We start from the raw sequence: 13,594 nt of genomic DNA, 5'->3' as shown, positions 1-13,594 counted from the left end.
CTGCGGAGAGACGACAGCCATGCTGCTCAACCTGTTCAACGAAATGCGCGCAGCCAAGGTGCCGGTCTCGGTGCGCGAACTACTGGACCTGATCAACGCCCTGAAACAGCGAGTCACCTTCGCTGACATGGACGAATTCTACTATCTGGCGCGCACGATCCTGGTCAAGGACGAACGTCATTTCGACAAGTTCGACCGGGCATTCGGCGCCTACTTCAACGGCCTGGAAAAGCTCGATGACCATCTCAAGGCGTTGATCCCCGAAGACTGGCTGCGCAAGGAGTTCGAGCGTTCACTGAGCGAAGAAGAGCGCGCGCAGATTCAATCGCTGGGCGGCCTGGACAAACTCATCGAGGAGTTCAAGAAACGCCTCGAAGAACAGAAAGAGCGCCACGCGGGCGGCAACAAATGGATCGGCACCGGCGGCACCAGCCCGTTCGGCTCGGGTGGCTATAACCCGGAAGGCATTCGGGTGGGCGATGCTGGCGAGCGCAAGGGCAAGGCGGTCAAGGTCTGGGATCAGCGCGAGTACAAGAACCTCGACGATCAAGTGGAACTGGGCACCCGCAACATCAAGATCGCCCTGCGCCGCCTGCGCAAGTTTGCACGCCAGGGTGCGGCCGAAGAATTGGACATCGACGGCACTATCGACCACACCGCTCGCGACGCCGGACTGCTGAATATCCAGATGCGCCCGGAACGGCGCAATACCATCAAGTTATTGCTGCTGTTCGACATCGGCGGCTCGATGGACGCCCACGTGAAGATCTGCGAAGAGTTGTTTTCGGCCTGCAAGACCGAGTTCAAACACCTGGAATACTTTTACTTCCATAACTTCATTTATGAATCGGTCTGGAAGAACAACTCCCGCCGCGGCTCGGAGCGCACTTCCACTCAAGATCTGCTGCATAAATATGGCGCAGACTACAAAGTCATCTTCATCGGCGACGCCTCAATGGCGCCTTACGAGATCACTCAAGCGGGCGGCAGTGTTGAACACTGGAACGAAGAGCCCGGTTACTTGTGGATGCAACGCTTCACCGCCAAGTTCAAGAAACTCATCTGGATCAACCCCTACCCGAAAGACGCCTGGGCCTATACCACTTCGACCAATATCGTGCGGGACTTGATCGAAGATCAGATGTATCCGCTGACCTTGCGCGGTTTGGAAGAAGGGATGCGCTTTCTTTCTAAATAAACACAACTCGGTGGAGATTCTATGTTCGCAAGCAAGCTCGGCTCCTACAGGTCTCAGCAATTGCTGATTAGCCCGCGTAAATACTCAACATGTCGCTGATGCGCAACGTTTTGCACAATCGGCCTCAACCGCAAGGTACTTCCCGGCAATCGCTGCGCAAGCCTGGCCAACGAAAGTGGCGTCAGTGCGCCCAGCCGTGGATAGCCGCCGATGGTTTGTCGGTCGTTGAGCAGGACGATGGGTTGGCCGTCGGGCGGGACCTGGATCGCGCCCAGGGGAATGCCTTCGGAGATCATCGGCGCGCCCTGATAAATCAGTTCCGGCCCCAGCAGGCGAATGCCCATGCGGTCGGCGCGGCTGTCCAGGGTCCAGTCGTTGTTGAATACGTCGAACAGGCTCAGGCCGCTGAATTCGCCGATTTGCGCACCAAGGACCACGTCCAGCGGCGCAGCGTCATTGAAATTCGGGATCTGCTGTTCGGTCAGCGTGCGCAGTACGAAAGCCGACCCTGAATAACCCAGCCGATCACCTTTGGCTAACGCTTTGCCCAAGCCATCCAGCCCACCGAGTTCTTCGCGGCTAACACTCGCGCAGCTACCCAGCACCTTGGGCGCATCGAAGCCGCCGGGTGCGGCCAGATAGGCCCGAGCGCCGAGTTGCGGCTGACTGAAGCGCAGGCGCTGGCCCTTGCCGACGAAAAAACTGCGCCATGGCTGGACCGGCCGGTCGTCGAGCATCGCGCCCAAGTCAGCACCCGCCAAGGCCAGGCAGCAATCCTCCTCGGCCAGCAACGTCAAACCACCCAGCGTAATTTCGACGACCGCAGCATCCAGTGCGTTGTCCAGCAGGCGATTGGCCCAGGACATGGACACCCAGTCCAGCGCTCCGCCCTGAGTCACGCCCAGATGCCGTACGCCAAAACGCCCGGCGTCCTGCAACAGGCACAGCGGTGTGCTGTTTTCGATCAACAGCGCGCTCATGGCTGCACCTCCAGCGGCGTGTCATCGCCACCCAGGCGCACGAACTCCGCGTGATCGACTGCAGCGAAAGTCACGCTGTCACCGGGCTGCATCAGGCTGTAGCCGTCCCGTTGGCGATCAAACAGTTTGCTCGGTGTACGCCCGATCAGGTTCCAGCCGCCGGGGGAAACCACCGGGTAAGCAGCGGTCTGCCGCTCGGCAATGCCGACGCTGCCCGCCGCGACGCGCTTACGTGGTGTGTTCAAGCGTGGCGCGGCGAGAATTTCTTCAACCAGACCCATGAACGCGAAACCCGGCGCGAAGCCCAGGGCGAAGACCTGATACTCACGCTCGCAGTGACGACGAATCACTTCGCTGATTTCCAGGCCGCTGCGCCGCGCCAATAAAGTCAATTCCGGGCCGACGCTGAGGTCGTACCAGACCGGCAACACATGATGCTGACCTCGCGCCGCCGGGTCCGGGGCCAGATCGCGCAGCGCCCGTTGGATCAGCTCCCGGGCCTGATCGGGATTCAGGGCGAGCACATCGTAATGCACCATCAAGGTGGTGTAAGAGGGCACCAGATCAACCAGATGCACGCCGAAACTCTCCCGCAAGCGGGCCGTAGCAGCCAGCATCCAGGGCATGTTGGTTTCGTCGATGGCATCGAACAGCCGCACCATCAGGCAATCGATCGCCACCACTTCAATACGCAGTTTCATAAGGCGAACTGCTCGTCCAATGCCTGGCGGATGCGCTGCACGGCCGCAATCGAACTGGCGTTGTCGCCATGCACACAGAGCGTATGCGGCTTGAGGTGCAGCGCTGTGCCATCGCTGGCAATCAGCGGTTCGCCACGCGCCAGCGTCATGGCTTGGGCGATGATGATTTCTGCATCGTGGTGAACGGCGTTCGGCAGTTGGCGCGGCATCAGACGCCCTTCTGCGTCGTAACCCCGATCAGCAAACGCTTCGAACCAGAGTTGTACGCCAAACTCGTCGGCAATCGCCTGTGCGGCGCTGTTGTCGCGCATCGCCAGCAGCATCAGCGGCAGTTGCGCGTCATAGCGGGCGATGCCTTCGATGACCGCACGCAGCTGAACGGGATTGGCCATCATGTCGTTGTACATCGCCCCGTGAGGTTTGACGTATTGCACTCGCCCGCCCTGAGCGCGGCAAATGCCGTCCAGCGCGCCGATCTGGTAGTGCAGCAGATCCTGGATTTCCTGCGGGCTGCACGCCATGGAGCGGCGGCCGAAGCCGACCAGATCCGGATAGGCCGGATGGGCGCCAATCGTTACATCATTGGCAAGCGCCAGGCTGACGGTCTTGCGCATCACGCTCGGATCCCCTGCATGAAAACCGCAGGCGACGTTGGCGCAATCAATGAACGGCATGACTTCGGCGTCCATGCCCATGGTCCAGGCGCCGTAACTTTCGCCGATATCGCAATTCAGTAACAGGCGGCCCATGGGCGTATCTCCTGTGTGCGTAAGTAATTTCGGACAACAAAGCCAGAGTCTAACGCGCCGTTTGTGTTCAAGGGCAGCGTTGCGACGAGCCTGTCAGGTACAGCGCATTTTTGGAGGGTAGCGGACGTGGCGTCCAACTAATAAAAGCGGGTGGGATGGATAAGAAAAAGTGATGAGCGATGTTAATCGATCCGTAGGACCGGCTTTAGCCGGGAGCAAGCTGGCATTTTCACAGCAGCTCCATCGTCAGAACTGTTGTCCTCCCGGCTGAAGCCGGCCCTACGGGTTCACTGTTTGTGTCAGTAGTCCCGCTCAAGCCTGTGCTTGCGGCGCCCGCCCGTGGCGACCCAACCAAGCATCAGGAAGAACGTCTCGATCAGCAGCGCCAGGACCAACGCGCAGACAATGCCCCAGGCAATCACTCCAGGGGCCAGCAGCACCTGCCAGGTGTAGCCATTCCAGGTTTCGCGACGGATATCGGCATCGGCGGCGATGGCCACATGCAGCGCCCTGGCGTACCACGGACCTTGCATGGCCAGCCATTCGCGTTCGAGGATCTGCGTGCGAGTCAGCAGCGCGTTGATGCTGTCGGCATCGCTGCGAAACACCGGGTCTTCGCTTTCGCGGTAATGCTGGATCAGCGCCTGCACGTCGCCTTTGAAGAACTGCGCGGCAGTGGCATTGTAGCCCTTGATGCTTTGCTGGGCCTCGATCAGGTGCGCTTCGACACGCTTGCCGTAATCACTGACAAAACCAGGAATCTGTACCCCGAACAACAGGCCCACGGTGAACAAGACCAATCGCAGATAACTTCGCAGCATTTAGATCCCTCTCAGTTGGGTCGATGTTCTCAAGCGTTGCCCTGGGCAACGCATTCGCCACGCCGCCACAGCGCCCATTGGCCCGGCTCGTAGCGATTCCAGATCTCGTCTTCGGTCAAGGGTTCGGTGGCAATCACGGTCACCACGTCATTGGGGGTGGTTTCGGCCTGGAAATCGACGATGACGTCCACGTCCTTCAAACGGGCCGGACCAAACGGCGCGCGCCGGGTGATTTGCACCAGCTTGGTCGAGCAGAAGCAGAACAGCCAATCGCCATCGCTGAGCAGGGCATTGAACACGCCTTTGCTGCGATATTCGCTGCAGGCTTCGACCAGCGACGGCAGCAGCTGTTCGATTTCCACCGGCTCGGGAAACGCTTCGCGCACCTGATTGAGCAGATCGCAGAACGCAGCTTCGCTGTCGGTGTCGCCCACGGGTCGATAGAACGTGGCTCGGGGAGTGAAGTCCGCGAGCTGACCGTTGTGGGCGAAACACCAATTACGGCCCCAGAGTTCTCGGACAAACGGATGAGTATTGGACAGGCACACGCGACCGACATTGGCCTGACGGATGTGCCCGATCACCACTTCGCTCTTGATGGGATAACGCTGAACCAGCTGTGCGACTTCTGACTCGCTGCTCGCCGCAGGGTCCTGGAACAAACGCAAGCCGCGACCCTCGTAAAAGGCAATGCCCCAGCCGTCGCGATGGGGGCCGGTGCGCCCGCCACGCTGCATCAGCCCGGTAAAGCTGAAAACGATATCGGTCGGGACATTGGCGCTCATGCCCAGTAATTCACACATGTTCAGGTTCTCGTTTGAGGGCGTTCAGCGGCGCGTTTGGCGACCAGCGCCTACAGACGTGGCTCGACCCGAGAACGGCTGCCGGCGCCGGGCGCGGCAGGTTTGCGATCAAAGCGGTCGTCATCGGAGAACGGCTCGTCCTGCGGTTCCTGCGCGGGCGTCGCTGGCTCGGCGGCGACTTGCGGATGGCGCGCCTTCCAGCTTTTCTCGAGGGGCCAGCGAATCAGCACAAACAGCAGGTACAGGCCAATGGCGATCATGCCGTACATGGCCAGATCAGACACCGCACGCCAGACATTGCTGCCGACCTTGAACAACAAGTCCAGGGCCGTGATGGCAACCGCCGGGGCGAATTTTTCCTTCACCGGATCAATGATGGTCGGGGTCAACAGCAGGACGGCAGCGATTACCAGCAGTGGCTCACGCAGGTAGCGCCACATCCAGCGTGTCATCAGGAACCACACCAGCAGACAACCCAACGCAGCAAATGCGTAGAGGCCCCAGGCGATCGTATAGTCGTTCTCGGTCATGACGTCCGTGGTAAGGCAGGTAATTAGGCGCTTATGATAACGGCTTTTCGCCAACCCGGCTTCCCCGGCTTCAGTTATCGATGCCATCTGCCATCAAATGGCACTGCGCAGTCGATAGCGCACAGCCACCCATGAGAGCCCCGTATGTCTCAATCACATTCGATTTCCAGCGCCCCCATCGCCCACAAAGCCGATGGCGCCGATCCTTATGCCTGGCTGCAAAACCGCGACAGCGACGAAGTGCTGGATTATCTGAAGGCGGAAAATGCGTATCAGCACGCGCAACTGACCGATCAGGAAGCATTGCGCGAGACGCTGTTTCAGGAGATCAAGGGCCGCATCCTGGAGACCGATCTCTCGCTGCCTTCGCCCTGGGGGCCGTATCTGTATTACACCCGCACCACCGAGGGCGATGAATACGCTCGGCACTATCGCTGCCCGCGCCCGGCGGACGACTCGCAAACGGTAGACGAAAGCCGCGAAGAAATGCTTCTGGACCCCAACCAGCTGGCGGGCGGCGGTTTCTTTTCCCTGGGCACTTTCAGCATCAGCCCGGACCACCAGCGGCTGGCCTACAGCCTGGACACCAGCGGCGAAGAGGTTTACCAGCTTTACGTCAAGGAGTTGAGCAGCGGCAACGTCAGCGCCCTGCCCTTCGAAGACTGCGACGGCAGCATGACCTGGGCCAACGACAGCCAGACTCTGTTCTTCGGCGAGCTGGACGACACGCATCGCCCGCACAAGCTGTATCGCCACCGTTTGGGCAATGACTCGGCGGATCTGGTGTTCAACGAGCCGGACGGGCGGTTTTTCCTGCATTGCTACCGCAGCAGCTCGGAGCGGCAGTTGATTCTCGGCCTGGACAGCAAAACCACCAGCGAAGCCTGGGTGCTGAACGCCGAAAAGCCTGAACACGCCTTCGTGTGCATGGCGCCCCGGGCGGAAGGTCACGAATATTCCGTGGATCACGGTCAGGTGGACGGCAACTGGAGCTGGCTGATCCGCAGCAATCAGGGCGGCATCAACTTCGCGCTGTATCAGGCCGCAGAAAAGCCCAGCGGCGTACCCACCCGCGACGACTGGCAGGTGCTGGTACCGCATAGCCAAACCGTAATGCTCGATGGCTTTAGCCTGAATGCCAAAGGCTTGACCCTGAGCCTGCGTGAAGGTGGCCTGCCGATCATCGAGATTTGCCCACAAGGTTTGCCGGCCTATCGCGTGCAACTGCCGGACGCTGCCTACAGCCTCTACGTGCAGGATTCCCTGGAATTCAACAGCGACAAGATTCGCCTGCGCTACCAGTCGCTGAATCGCCCGGCGCAAGTCCGTCAATTGACTCTGGCGACAGGCGATCAGGTGGTGCTCAAGGAAACCCCGGTGCTCGGCCCGTTCGACGCCGACGCTTATGTCAGCCAGCGCATCTGGGCAACAGGCAAGGACGGCACGCAGATCCCCATCAGTCTGGTGGTCAAACGCGAACTGCTCGGCCAACCGACGCCGCTTTATCTGTATGGCTACGGTGCCTACGGTGAAAGCCTCGACCCGTGGTTTTCCCATGCGCGCCTGAGCCTGCTGGATCGGGGCGTGGCTTTTGCCATCGCCCACGTTCGCGGCGGCGGCGAATTGGGTGAAGCCTGGTATCGCAACGGCAAGCAGGAAAACAAGCAGAACACCTTTGACGATTTCATTGCCTGTGCCGAGCATCTGATCGCTGACAACCACACCCGCGCCGAGCAACTGGTGATCAGTGGCGGCAGCGCCGGCGGGCTGTTGATCGGCGCGGTGCTCAATCAGCGTCCTGACTTGTTCAAGGCGGCGATTGCCGAAGTGCCGTTCGTAGATGTGCTCAACACCATGCTCGATCCGGATCTGCCGCTGACTGTCACCGAATACGACGAATGGGGCAACCCGCAGCAGCCCGACGTTTACGCACGTATCAAAGCCTATGCGCCGTATGAAAACGTCCGCGCGCAAGCCTATCCGGCGATGCTGGTGATCGCCGGTTACAACGACAGTCGCGTGCAGTACTGGGAAGCGGCTAAATGGGTGGCAAAATTGCGTGCCCACAAAACCGACGACAATCTCCTGCTGCTCAAGACCGAGCTGGGTGCTGGCCATGGCGGCATGAGCGGGCGTTATCAGGGGCTGCGCGATGTGGCGCTGGAGTACGGATTTATCTTCAAGGTATTGCAGCTGGCCGTTTGAACTCGGCCTGAAATGTTTGTCTTACTAACATCTGGCCGGACGCTTGCTGTCGTCCGGCCAGCACTTATTCATAACCAGACCGAGCCATGCCAGAACAACCGTCTTACCTGAACAATGAAATCCGCGACATGCTCATGGACTGCGGCCTGTTCGACGCCCTGCTGCCTGCCGAATTTCAGGCCGCAGCCGGCTATTTCAACATGACGTCAATCAGCCAGGGAGACGCGATCTTCAGCGAAGGCGATGCTGGCACATTCATGTGCATCATCCATTTGGGTTCGGTGTCGGTGCAGAAACTCAATGCCGACGGCCAACCGGTGGAAATCGCCACGTTGCGTCGCGGCCGGGCTTTCGGCGAGATGGCGGTGCTGGACGGCGAACGGCGTTCGGCCAGCTGTGTCGCCGCGTCGAACTGTCAGCTGTTGAATCTGGGGCGGGATTCCCTGGACAAGATGCTCGACGAAACGCCAAAGATCGCCGCAAAGATCATCCGCGCCCTGGCCACCTCGCTGTCCAAACGCTTGCGCATGGTCGATGGCCAGTTGCTGAGCTGACAGGCGCAGCGACGTTATTTGGGTACGTTGTCCTTGTCTGCCGGGCCGCTCTCGACCGTCGGTAACGGCTGATCCTTGGGCGGCCGGGGCATTTCAATTTTGGGCAGTAAAGGCGAGTTACCTTGCGTCCCACCAGCCTTGGGAATACTCGGCGGCACGACCTGCGGATACGGCGTTGGTGTCGCGGTGCCCGGTGAACCGGGTTCCGGCGCCGGCGAAATCGGTTGTAGATTGTCCGCCTGCACGACACTTAACGAGAGCGTCGTCAGGACAATCGCCGTTAGAATAGAACCTTTCATCAATGGCCTCACATGCCAGCCTGTCACATTGTGCGGCTCAGGCTACTCCTTGCCTTGAGACCGCGTTCAACTTTTTGCCACCGCCTTCTTCCGATGAGTGCTCAATGAAACGTTTCGTCCTGCTCGACACCACCGCCATTCCCGATAACGGCGGTGCCTTGTGCCTGTTCGAATACGGCGAAGATTTCGTGATCAAGATCCAGGGCGGCGATGGCGGCCAGTTGATGAACACCCGCATGCACGGCTCCGAAGATGCCCTGGCGGAAATCCCTTGCAAGAAGGTCGCACCGCGCCTGCAACCGCGGGTATTGATCGGCGGTCTGGGCATGGGGTTCACCCTCGCCTCGGCCTTGAAACACCTGGGCAAGAACGCCGAAGTGGTGGTCGCCGAACTGGTGCCGGGCGTTGTGGAATGGAATCGCGGCCCGCTGGGCGAGAAGTCCGGCAATCCGCTGCTCGACCCACGCGCCAAGGTGGTGATCGGTGACGTCGCCCAAGTGTTGAAGAGCGAACCCCACGGTTTCGACGCGATCATGCTCGACGTCGATAACGGCCCCGAAGGCCTGACCCAGAAGTCCAACAGCTGGCTGTATTCGTCCGGCGGACTCGCCGCCTGCGCCCAGGCCTTGCGTCCGAAAGGAATTCTGGCGGTATGGTCCGCCAGTGCGGATCAGAAGTTTTCCGACAAGCTGCGCAAGGCCGGCTTCAAGGCCGAAGAAGTGCAAGTCTTCGCCCACGGCAATAAGGGCACGCGCCACACCATCTGGATTGCGGAAAAACTCAAGGGCTGAACGCTTCGCGAAGCGCTAGACTTGGCCCATTACCGTTTTCAACGAATGAACATGACACAGGTGACCCCATGAGCACGGCCAACCCCCCTTCCCACACCGCCAAGCTGGATCGCATCCTGGCCGACGCCCAGCGCGACCGCGAAATGGGTTATCGCGACAAGGCACTGCGCATGTACCCGCATGTCTGCGGCCGCTGCGCCCGTGAGTTCGCCGGCAAACGCCTGAGCGAGCTGACCGTCCATCACCGCGACCACAATCATGACAACAATCCGCAGGACGGCTCCAACTGGGAGCTGCTGTGCCTGTACTGTCACGATAACGAGCACTCGCGCTACACCGACCAGCAGTATTTCTCGGAAAGCTCCACCAGCAGCCCGAAAATCGCCAAGGCGACCCACAACCCGTTCGCGGCGTTGGCAGGGTTGATGAAGAAAGACGAATAACGCAAGGTTGGCCACCGTATAATCGCTCGCTTTTCCCAGCGAGCATTTCCCCCGTGGCCAACAAACGTTACGCCTGCATCGGCTTGTACAACCCCAAGTCTCCGGAAAACGTCGGCTCCGTGATGCGTGCAGCGGGTTGTTATGGCGTGGCGTCGGTGTTCTACACCGGCAAGCGCTACGAACGCGCCCGGGATTTCGTGACCGACACCAAGAAAATTCATCAGGACATCCCCCTGATCGGCATCGATGACCTGAAAAACATCTTGCCTCTGGGTTGTATTCCAGTGGCCGTGGAACTGGTTGAAGGCGCACGTTCGTTGCCCGAATACACCCACCCTGATCGCGCGCTGTATATCTTCGGCCCGGAAGATGGCTCGCTGGACCAGGAAATCCGCGATTGGTGTGAAGACGTCGTCTACATCCCCACCACCGGCTGCATGAACCTCGCCGCGACCGTCAATGTCGTGCTTTACGATCGCATGGCCAAAGGCATCAATACGCGCTCCGGGCCGCAGTTCGGCAGAGAAAAAGCCGACTAGTGGCACGATTGCTGACAAATGCATTGAACAGTTCCGAACGGCGGCAGTCAGTTTTACTGAACCGAATTCATCTCATCATGGAGAACGATCATGAGCGACACCCCGATCATTGAACGCATCGACAGCACCCCATTCCAAAGCCATACCCCACAGAACGTTCATGGCTGGGAGCGAGTCGGCTCTCTGGCAGGCGGCGTATTGATGATGGGCAAAGGCCTGCGTCGTGGCGGCATCTTCGGTTTGATCCAGCTGGCCATTGGTGGCGCTGTATTGGCACGCGGCATTACCGGCCACTGCTCGGCCAAGAGCCTGATCGAGAAAAGCCGCAGCGATCTGGACACAGCCAAAGCGCGCATCAAGCGCGCGGGTGATGAACTGAGCTTGCTGAAAACCAAGGCGGAAGTGACTGCTGAAAACGTCGTTGCCGATGGCGTTGATGCACTGACCAAGCCTAAAGCTGAGGTTTGAGCACAACGGACACTATGTGCAGTCAACATAGAACATCAGGTAGGAGGGGACTCGTCCCCGAAAGGCGGCAGTTCAGGCAGCGTTAACCTTCCGGATTTTCGTTGTCAGGACCATCGTATTCGGGGACAAGTCCCCTCCTACCGGTCATTAGGTATTCAGCCAGATACCAATCCTAGCCCGCGCGAAAGATCAGATAGTCTTCCCAATCATCCTCGGCCACGCTGTTTTCACTGAGCATGCGTCCGGACTGAGAGATGCGTTCCCGATGCACTGCATCGCGATCGCCGCACACAAGGTGATGCCACAGCGGCAAGTCCTTGCCTTCGCTGACCAGCCGATAACCACAGGTCGGCGGCAACCATTTGAACTCGTCCGCCTGACCCGGCGTGAGCTGAATGCAATCAGGCACCGAAGCCCGGCGATTGCTGTAATCGGTGCATTGACAGGTTTTCAGATCCAGCAACTTGCAGGCGATACGCGTGTAATAAACGCTGTTGTCGTCCTCGTCCTCAAGCTTTTGCAGACAGCACAGGCCGCAGCCGTCGCACAGCGATTCCCACTCGGTTGAATCGAGCTGATCGAGGGTCTTGCGTATCCAGAAGGGTTCGACTTTAGCGGCCATGGTTCGGCAATCAGCATCAACAGTGAAAAGGTCGCCAGTCTAGTGCCACAGAGGGCGCGGGCCAAGCGCTTACGACTGCCGGTAGCCAGGACTTGTCAGATTGCCAGCAGCGCAGTAGTTTTAGACCGCTACCTCCCGGACTTCCGCGATGCCTGCCGTCCACGGCCCATCTGCTTGAGCGTCTGCAATTCTATTTTTTCAGGATTCTCATGAGCACAAATCCACGCATCGCCGATCACCCTATCGATCCACAATTCACTGAACGCTGGTCGCCTCGCGCCTTTACCGGCGAAAGCATTCCGCAGGAAACCCTGTTGAGCTTCTTCGAAGCGGCTCGCTGGGCGCCGTCAGCGTATAACTCGCAACCCTGGCGTTTTCTGTACGCCCGTCGTGACACGCCGAACTGGGCGCGTTACCTGAGCCTGCTGGTCGAGTTCAACCAATCCTGGGCGCAACACGCTTCGGCGCTGGTCATCGTGATCTCGAAAACCACGTTCGTTGCACCCGGCGCGACTGAAGAGTCGCCAGCGCTGTGGCATACCTTCGATACCGGTTCCGCCTGGGGCCATCTGGCCTTGCAAGCGAGCCTGAGCGGCTGGCACACCCACGGCATGGCTGGCTTCGACAAGGAACGCACGCGTCAGGAGCTGAATATTCCAGAAGGCTACGAAATCCACGCAGCAGTGGCGATCGGCAAACTGGGCGATAAATCGACCTTGCCTGAATACCTGCAAGGCCGGGAAGTCCCAAGCCCGCGCCGTCCGGTGGAAGAGCTGGCGGCTGAGGGTGATTTCACGCTGTAAGCAGCCATTCAATGGTTTTTGTAGGAGGGAATTTATTCCCGAACAGGCCGGTGCAGACAGTGACGATCCACATGTCTGCACCTACGCCTTCCCGGATGAAGTGGAACGCCACCCCGGCCGGTCCCACAAAAACCGGCCAGAAACGGCTCAGTAACCCCGCGAGAAATCCACTTCCCCACGCAACGCTTCACCCGCTTCGAAAGCCTTCAGGTTGGCGAGGAACAACTCGACCATGGCCGTAGGAGAGGTCGGCGCGGCGCTGTGTCCGGTCAGCAGCAAGCCCCATGCAGTCCAGAACGGATGGCGCTGCGGCAACGGCTCCTGACGGCAGACGTCGATGACTGCGCCAGCCAGATGCCCTTCCTTCAATGCCTCGACCAGATCAGCGTCAACCACGGCAGCGCCGCGCCCAACATTGATGAACAAACCGGTTGGCTTGAATTTGGCGAACAGCTTGGCATCGAACAGGTCGTGGGTCTCCGGCGTGTTCGGCAGCAGATTGATCACGTAATCCACCTCACCCACCAGACGATCCAGATCCGCCATGGCCGCCACTTCAACGAATGGCGCATGGGTGCGGGCCTGGGACGCAATGCCATAGACCTGCACGCCAAAGGGTGTAAGGAATTGCGCAACGCTCAGGCCGATGTCTCCTGCGCCAACAATCAATACCTTGCGACCTGCCAGGCTCTGACTGGCGCGGTTGTCCCACTTGCGCTCAACCTGACTCATCAGGCGTGCCAGCACTTCGCGCTCATGGCCGAGCATGTAGGTCAGAACGAATTCAGCCATCACCTGACCGAAAATGCCCACGGCACGGGTCAGACGATAATCGCGGCTCAGGCTGTCGACCAGCAGCGGCGTAACGCCCGCCCAGGTCGATTGCAGCCACTGAGGCGTATGGCCTTGGCGCAGCAGGTTGGCCAGCAAATCCGGCTGACCCAGCCAGACCGGACAATCGGCCGCCAATCGCGACAATTCAGCCGAGTCGCCGGTACTCATGACTTCCAGTTCCGGAGCAGCCTGGCGTAGCAATTGGGTGTAAATAGGGTAATCGTGTTCAGCAATCAGAACGCGCATGGCTCAAA

General features: G+C 59.6%; 17 protein-coding genes. 8 read left to right on the top strand and 9 right to left on the bottom strand.

Annotation, left to right across the window (positions count from 1 at the left end; translation table 11 throughout):
• Positions 1-19 precede the first annotated feature (19 nt).
• Positions 20-1,198: a vWA domain-containing protein gene (locus AFK24_RS20170; RefSeq protein WP_065834894.1), complete on the top strand. Its 1,179-nt coding sequence runs from the start codon at positions 20-22 to the stop codon at positions 1,196-1,198.
• Positions 1,199-1,251: 53 nt separating this feature from the next.
• Here AFK24_RS20170 and AFK24_RS20165 read toward each other — a convergent pair whose 3' ends face one another.
• From AFK24_RS20165 to AFK24_RS20140, 6 genes are all read right to left on the bottom strand, one after another.
• On the bottom strand, positions 1,252-2,178 hold the full coding sequence (locus AFK24_RS20165) for a biotin-dependent carboxyltransferase family protein (RefSeq protein WP_065834893.1): 927 nt from the start codon (positions 2,176-2,178) through the stop codon (positions 1,252-1,254).
• Positions 2,175-2,879 (bottom strand): 5-oxoprolinase subunit B family protein, encoded by a 705-nt coding sequence (locus AFK24_RS20160; protein WP_065834892.1) that lies wholly within the window; start codon positions 2,877-2,879, stop codon positions 2,175-2,177. Before AFK24_RS20160 ends, AFK24_RS20165 begins: the two co-directional genes overlap by 4 nt.
• Positions 2,876-3,628, bottom strand: a complete 753-nt coding sequence (locus AFK24_RS20155) for a 5-oxoprolinase subunit PxpA (RefSeq protein ID WP_065834891.1) — start codon at positions 3,626-3,628, stop codon at positions 2,876-2,878. Before AFK24_RS20155 ends, AFK24_RS20160 begins: the two co-directional genes overlap by 4 nt.
• 299 nt (positions 3,629-3,927) lie before the next feature.
• Positions 3,928-4,449 (bottom strand): DUF2937 family protein, encoded by a 522-nt coding sequence (locus tag AFK24_RS20150; RefSeq protein WP_065834890.1) that lies wholly within the window; start codon positions 4,447-4,449, stop codon positions 3,928-3,930.
• 29 nt (positions 4,450-4,478) lie between these two features.
• Positions 4,479-5,252 (bottom strand): class II glutamine amidotransferase, encoded by a 774-nt coding sequence (locus AFK24_RS20145; RefSeq protein WP_065834889.1) that lies wholly within the window; start codon positions 5,250-5,252, stop codon positions 4,479-4,481.
• A 50-nt stretch (positions 5,253-5,302) separates the two neighbouring features.
• Positions 5,303-5,782 (bottom strand): MFS transporter, encoded by a 480-nt coding sequence (locus tag AFK24_RS20140; protein WP_065834923.1) that lies wholly within the window; start codon positions 5,780-5,782, stop codon positions 5,303-5,305.
• A gap of 144 nt (positions 5,783-5,926) precedes the next feature.
• Here AFK24_RS20140 and AFK24_RS20135 point away from each other — a divergent pair, with 144 nt between their 5' ends.
• The gene (locus AFK24_RS20135; protein WP_065834888.1) at positions 5,927-7,987 is read left to right on the top strand and encodes a S9 family peptidase; all 2,061 of its coding nucleotides are present in this window, start codon (positions 5,927-5,929) and stop codon (positions 7,985-7,987) included.
• Between the two features lie 86 nt (positions 7,988-8,073).
• Positions 8,074-8,541: a cyclic nucleotide-binding domain-containing protein gene (locus AFK24_RS20130; protein ID WP_065834887.1), complete on the top strand. Its 468-nt coding sequence runs from the start codon at positions 8,074-8,076 to the stop codon at positions 8,539-8,541.
• Positions 8,542-8,555: 14 nt separating this feature from the next.
• On the opposite strand, the gene AFK24_RS30085 is transcribed toward AFK24_RS20130, so the two are convergent.
• Positions 8,556-8,840, bottom strand: coding sequence for a hypothetical protein (locus tag AFK24_RS30085; protein ID WP_080482226.1), 285 nt, complete (start codon positions 8,838-8,840; stop codon positions 8,556-8,558).
• Between the two features lie 104 nt (positions 8,841-8,944).
• Here AFK24_RS30085 and AFK24_RS20125 point away from each other — a divergent pair, with 104 nt between their 5' ends.
• The 4 genes from AFK24_RS20125 to AFK24_RS20110 all read left to right on the top strand — a co-directional run bounded on the left by AFK24_RS20125 (position 8,945) and on the right by AFK24_RS20110 (position 11,081).
• Positions 8,945-9,631: a spermidine synthase gene (locus tag AFK24_RS20125; protein WP_020289378.1), complete on the top strand. Its 687-nt coding sequence runs from the start codon at positions 8,945-8,947 to the stop codon at positions 9,629-9,631.
• Positions 9,632-9,699: 68 nt separating this feature from the next.
• The gene (locus AFK24_RS20120) at positions 9,700-10,074 is read left to right on the top strand and encodes a YajD family HNH nuclease (RefSeq protein WP_065834886.1); all 375 of its coding nucleotides are present in this window, start codon (positions 9,700-9,702) and stop codon (positions 10,072-10,074) included.
• A 53-nt stretch (positions 10,075-10,127) separates the two neighbouring features.
• The gene (locus tag AFK24_RS20115) at positions 10,128-10,613 is read left to right on the top strand and encodes an RNA methyltransferase (protein WP_065834885.1); all 486 of its coding nucleotides are present in this window, start codon (positions 10,128-10,130) and stop codon (positions 10,611-10,613) included.
• Between the two features lie 90 nt (positions 10,614-10,703).
• Entirely contained in the window at positions 10,704-11,081 is a 378-nt protein-coding gene (locus AFK24_RS20110) for a YgaP family membrane protein (RefSeq protein ID WP_065834884.1), read from the top strand.
• A gap of 172 nt (positions 11,082-11,253) precedes the next feature.
• On the opposite strand, the gene AFK24_RS20105 is transcribed toward AFK24_RS20110, so the two are convergent.
• On the bottom strand, positions 11,254-11,703 hold the full coding sequence (locus AFK24_RS20105) for a YcgN family cysteine cluster protein (RefSeq protein ID WP_065834883.1): 450 nt from the start codon (positions 11,701-11,703) through the stop codon (positions 11,254-11,256).
• Positions 11,704-11,912: 209 nt separating this feature from the next.
• On the opposite strand from AFK24_RS20105, the gene AFK24_RS20100 reads away from it, so the two are divergent.
• Positions 11,913-12,506 carry a nitroreductase family protein gene (locus AFK24_RS20100; protein ID WP_065834882.1) on the top strand — a complete coding sequence of 198 codons (594 nt, stop codon included), beginning with the start codon at positions 11,913-11,915 and terminating at the stop codon, positions 12,504-12,506.
• Positions 12,507-12,653: 147 nt separating this feature from the next.
• On the opposite strand, the gene AFK24_RS20095 is transcribed toward AFK24_RS20100, so the two are convergent.
• Complete coding sequence (locus tag AFK24_RS20095) at positions 12,654-13,586, bottom strand: D-2-hydroxyacid dehydrogenase (RefSeq protein ID WP_065834881.1); 933 nt, start codon at positions 13,584-13,586, stop codon at positions 12,654-12,656.
• Positions 13,587-13,594: the final 8 nt, after the last annotated feature.

This window comes from Pseudomonas syringae (genome assembly GCF_001698815.1).
Classification (GTDB): domain Bacteria; phylum Pseudomonadota; class Gammaproteobacteria; order Pseudomonadales; family Pseudomonadaceae; genus Aquipseudomonas; species Aquipseudomonas syringae_A.
Note: the sequence above shows the minus strand (reverse complement) of the source record. Positions and strands in the feature narration are given on the sequence as shown.